This window comes from Nocardiopsis sp. NPDC055551 (genome assembly GCF_053619415.1).
Genome location: NZ_JBSHJJ010000022.1, coordinates 2034 through 6584 on the forward strand (window position 1 = coordinate 2034; position 4551 = coordinate 6584).

Genomic DNA, 4551 nt, shown 5'->3' on the forward strand with positions numbered 1-4551 from the left:
TGTAGATTCCCAACCATCTTTTACAACGTCCATCGGTGTAGAAATGTCAGGCGTCATTTTCTGTGCCATCTTTGACAGGTGTTTGCCGCCATAAAAGTCATCAAGAATAATCCATATGGCTGTGAGCGCCAGCGTGAAAAACAAAAGACCTTTTTCCATGTGTTATCCCTTCTTTTTGCGGCGGATAAAGAAGAACCAAAACACGATGATAATAACGGTGAGAACAAGAATTTTAGTCATTGCTTGACGCACCCCCGATTTTTGAAATAACCATTTTCAGATCGGTTAGAATTTCCCGTGTCTGTTCGTTATCCTTTGATTGTTTGAACATGAACCACGCGAGCATTACGCCCATGGCTCCGTTATTTAATAGGATTGAATAGATTTGCTCCACAAGTCACACCCCCTACACCCTTGCCGAGAATAGGAATACGACAAGGAACACAATGCCGAACCCCAGCAAGATTTGTTTTGATGTAATAGGGTCTTGCTTTACGTCATGCTCTTTTGCTGTGTCCTCATCATCGACAAGAGACATTTGATCTTCAGCTTCGGGAACTGTAGACGTTCGGGTACTCATAAACCCCATGTTTGGATATAAGTCTGCGGCATGGTAGAACATTTCACCTAGACCCATTTGTGATGGTGCGTTCATATAAATCCTCCTTCGTAGTAGTCAAATAAGAAAAGGAGGGAAAAGCCCTCCCGCGTGTATTAATGCAAGCGTGAAAGCTTTTCAGCAACGATTTTCACGCGCCCGCCTTTTTGAGTATTGAAGCGAATCCAAAACTCTGTAAGACGTTCGGTGTCAATATAGTCACGAGAGCCGCCGAGGTTTGGCAAGCCTTGGTTAGAGAAGTCAAACACATAAACCCCATCCGGTAAGACATAACCCAAGTCCGAATGATTTCGGGCTGCAAGTGCTGACGGCTTAATGCTGTAAGGGATGTCGGCTTGGTTAAATACCAATTCCAAGTTGCCCGCAAAGTCGCTGTCCTTCAGCGGGTTGCCTGACTCATCCGTAAAGTAAAACATGAGTTTACGGTAGATCGTCCCTGTCTGAAGCTTCACGATATTTTGACCGTTCCCGGTGAACTGTTCGCCTTTTTCGTTTACAAGCTTCAGGACAGAAATATCCGGCATAGCTTGTGGTACAGAAGGGACGGAGAACGTTTCAATTGTCGGCGTGATTTTCAATTGCTTCAGTGTAACGGTGTCTCCAGTAGCCAACTGATACGCGTCTTGCGCGCGTGCTGTATCAATCTGAAGGGAAACGGTTGTCTCCTCGTTTTGTAGCAAGATAAGACCGACCGGGTCACGTTGGTTTAAAGTTAATGGCAGCGCGACTTGGAATTTAATACGCGCGTCTTTACCTGACGTGCTCGCGGCTGTTTCAATGTAAGATAACGCCCGCGGACTTGATGCAGGTAATAGAACGTCTGGATTCAATCGGTTTAAGCTGTATAGGTGAAGGGCTTCGCCTGACACAACAAAAGGACGGAATCCACTGTTTAATTCCAGTGCAATATTTCTGATAATCTGGTATGGTGAAAATGGTTTAGTTGGAATTGCCGCGTTCTGCGATTTGAGAGAGACAGTCGCGTCAAATTCAACTAAAATTTGTGATAGCAGGCGTACTTTCGGTAGGTTGAATGATACCGTTTGTGCGTCCTCTGTCACTGTCTGTGTACCCATCATCTGCCATGTTTGGCGGGTAGCCTGCGAGAATAGTTGAGCCTTTGCCTGTGCTGATAGTTGCTGTTGAGTTGCCATAAATTAAAATTCCTCCTTAGACTTCTGCCGCGATTGTAGATACAACCGGGATATGATATTTTGCTGAAGCTTTCTTAATAATCCACATGAAAACCATCGTGATAAATACAGTAATGAACGTATGAACTAACCATTTAACCTTCATGCTTTTTTCCTCCTTATACTGCGTTTACTAATTGCGTCACACCGTTAACCGGATGCTTCGTGACAATAACCTTTGTTACGACAATGACCATCATTGTGAATAGCGCAATGACAATCATGTTCTTCAGCCCGACACCTGCAAATTTTCGTGTCTCCAAGTCATCACCTCCTTTAAAGCTTCAATTTTGCTAGTACCGGGTTTTGCATACCCACTTTCCAATACCAAAAATTGTGCCCGCCGGGTTGCTCCATAAATTGCGGCATCCCTGTTGCTTTCACAATCTTTTTACGGTCATCCGGGTTTTGCATGGTGAAAATGAAATAGTGTGAACTGTTGGCCATAGCAATGACCGGAATGTCTGTTGGGCGCTGGGTACAAGCCCAAACGACTGCTTCTTTCGAACGCCCGCGCGTGTATAAGGCTTTCAATTCTTTCGGGTAGTTATGGGCGCTTGGCGCGACTTCCATTAATTCGTCTATCCATAGAATCGTATTTTCACGCTTGTACACCCAGCTCATGAGCGCGTTGTAATATTCCGGCTCTAATTCTTCAGCGACCGGGCAATAGATAATTTTCGGCGTCTCGACCTCGGACACGTCTTCCAATCGGTGAACCACAGTAAAGTCCTTACCTTCCTGCAAGCCATGCCACAATTCCTGCCGTTTCTTGCGGCGCTCGTGTACTTCGCCTTTCGTATCAAGCTTTACCACATGGTCTTTCCCAGCGAGATATACCTCAGCGACAACCGATTTACCTGTACCGGTTTGACCACAGATAAAAACGTGTTCGTCATCGCCAATTGTCATTCGCATGTTTTCCACTTCCTTTCGTGCTGTAAGCTTTCACAACACGCTTCACGCCTTTACCTCTTTTCATAGCAGCCATGATGGACGGTTTCGGGATTTTGTCGTAAGGGATTTTCTCCACAACTAAAAATTCCTCGCCCTGTTCGATAATGTCCAAGTGTTCAAACCAATAACGGCTGTATTCATGCATGGGGATGTTGTAATAGAAGTCACCTTGCTTCAGCGTCACCATACCGGACATAGTCGATCATCCCCTCTAAATGGTTGAGGAATTTTAAGACATCAATATCCTCCGAAAGGGATGAGTTGATGTAAGGAGCCGCCAAATTGCTTACTAGTGGGTTCCCCAGATCGTTCAGCAGGCTTTTGATTAGTTCTTTCAGGCGCGCTTTCATTTCCTCGTTGTTCTGTTGGTTGTTTTGGTAGTTCTCGTTTTGGCAAGACATTTTTCTGTACCTCTTTCTTTTTAGGTTGTTTGGATTTCCACATAATGAATTTAGGTATAAAGATCGTAAAGCACGCAATGAGTAACGCTATATGGTCTGCATACTCACTGGCGACACCCGCCACGCCTTCAGACTTCGCCATGATGTTTGCGAGTGGCGTACATATCTGTTCGGCTTCATCGGCGGTTAATGCAAAGTCTTCCATCCCAGGTCGTGCTGCCACGATCGCGCTTGTCGTCAGTAACAGCATTTTCAGCTGGGATGAATCAACATTGCCCGCCGTCTTTTTCTTGGCTGCGCTTTTCTTTTTCGTGCCAGTACCAGGAGGGCGACCGCGTTTCTTTTTCGGCTGTTCCTCCTGGTCACTTCCCGGCACATCTACCATAACCACCCGAGGAGCGTTTTCGCTTTGCTTGGTGCTGGCTGTTCCTCTTCCTCCGGTTCCTCCACTTTTGGCGGTTCCGGTACTGGAATTTCCTGTGCTTGTCCCTGCGGCTGTTCCTTTGTTCCCATCAGGTTTTGGATGTCCTGTAGCAGATTCTTTGCCCATTTTGGCGCGTCCTCCTGTTCCTCTTTTTTCGGTGTTTCTTCAGCAGACGATTTTTCTTCTTTTTCTTCTAGTTCTTTTGGCATAGAAAATAAATCCTCCTTTTGTCCTATTTCTGTTCGATAAATTAAATAATATAGGAACATGTGTTCGATTTCAAGACAAAAAATAAAAATAAATGAATTAATTTCATATTTAATTATTTTTAGGCAAAATAAAAAGCCGGGAAAATGAATTTCCCGACTCTTTTAAAAGTCACACGACACATGCGGACGACTTGTATTTTTAATATAGTCCATATTTCTTTTCTGTCTATTCGTTAGTAAAATTCCCTTGTTTACTTCCTGCTTTAAATCAAAATCGTCAGAACCCATTTTAAGCATAGTAGCAAATTTTCGTCTTTTTAATTCGCCTTTATAAATAGAATAATAGGCTTCTTTTTTCGTTATCATTTCTCCGCGCTCCTGACGCGCCTGTAAGCTTTTTAATTTCTCTAGGATATCATAATATACCCCTCTATTTAATTTCTTGATATACGCGCCGGGAATGCCTTTAAATTTCATTGTCTCCGAACCTTTGACCAAACGATATTGTTTTACTTTGCTTTTTTCGGGATAATTAAATACATTCCGAGAAAAAGAGGATATTTCTTTTTCTATTTCTTCTGGTTTTATTTCATCAGCATATTTTTCATAATACGTTTTTGGTTGAATGAATAAACCTTCTTCAAGAATACCTTCCAGTTTCCATTTACCGTACTCTCTATCGTCAACCTACGTGGATCGTCCGTGTCCGGACAAAAGCACACGGTTACGCTGGGTAGTCTTCTTGTAT

General features: G+C 43.6%; 7 protein-coding genes. All 7 read right to left on the bottom strand.

What is annotated here, in order from left to right:
- Positions 1 to 406: 406 nt before the first annotated feature.
- The 7 genes from ACWGSK_RS27440 to ACWGSK_RS27470 all read right to left on the bottom strand — a co-directional run bounded on the left by ACWGSK_RS27440 (position 407) and on the right by ACWGSK_RS27470 (position 4280).
- Positions 407 to 655 (bottom strand): hypothetical protein, encoded by a 249-nt coding sequence (locus tag ACWGSK_RS27440; RefSeq protein ID WP_080467411.1) that lies wholly within the window; start codon positions 653 to 655, stop codon positions 407 to 409.
- Positions 656 to 714: 59 nt separating this feature from the next.
- Positions 715 to 1773 carry a hypothetical protein gene (locus ACWGSK_RS27445; RefSeq protein ID WP_376642743.1) on the bottom strand — a complete coding sequence of 353 codons (1059 nt, stop codon included), beginning with the start codon at positions 1771 to 1773 and terminating at the stop codon, positions 715 to 717.
- A 315-nt stretch (positions 1774 to 2088) separates the two neighbouring features.
- A complete protein-coding gene (locus ACWGSK_RS27450; RefSeq protein WP_376642745.1) occupies positions 2089 to 2730 on the bottom strand; it encodes a hypothetical protein in 642 nt (213 codons plus the stop codon).
- Complete coding sequence (locus ACWGSK_RS27455) at positions 2708 to 2956, bottom strand: hypothetical protein (protein WP_376642747.1); 249 nt, start codon at positions 2954 to 2956, stop codon at positions 2708 to 2710. The genes ACWGSK_RS27450 and ACWGSK_RS27455 overlap by 23 nt, the downstream gene beginning before the upstream one ends.
- A gap of 50 nt (positions 2957 to 3006) precedes the next feature.
- Positions 3007 to 3561, bottom strand: a complete 555-nt coding sequence (locus ACWGSK_RS27460) for a hypothetical protein (protein ID WP_376642749.1) — start codon at positions 3559 to 3561, stop codon at positions 3007 to 3009.
- Positions 3549 to 3863, bottom strand: a complete 315-nt coding sequence (locus ACWGSK_RS27465) for a hypothetical protein (protein WP_377998110.1) — start codon at positions 3861 to 3863, stop codon at positions 3549 to 3551. Before ACWGSK_RS27465 ends, ACWGSK_RS27460 begins: the two co-directional genes overlap by 13 nt.
- Before the next feature lie 102 nt (positions 3864 to 3965).
- Positions 3966 to 4280, bottom strand: a complete 315-nt coding sequence (locus tag ACWGSK_RS27470) for a hypothetical protein (protein ID WP_382823936.1) — start codon at positions 4278 to 4280, stop codon at positions 3966 to 3968.
- Positions 4281 to 4551: the final 271 nt, after the last annotated feature.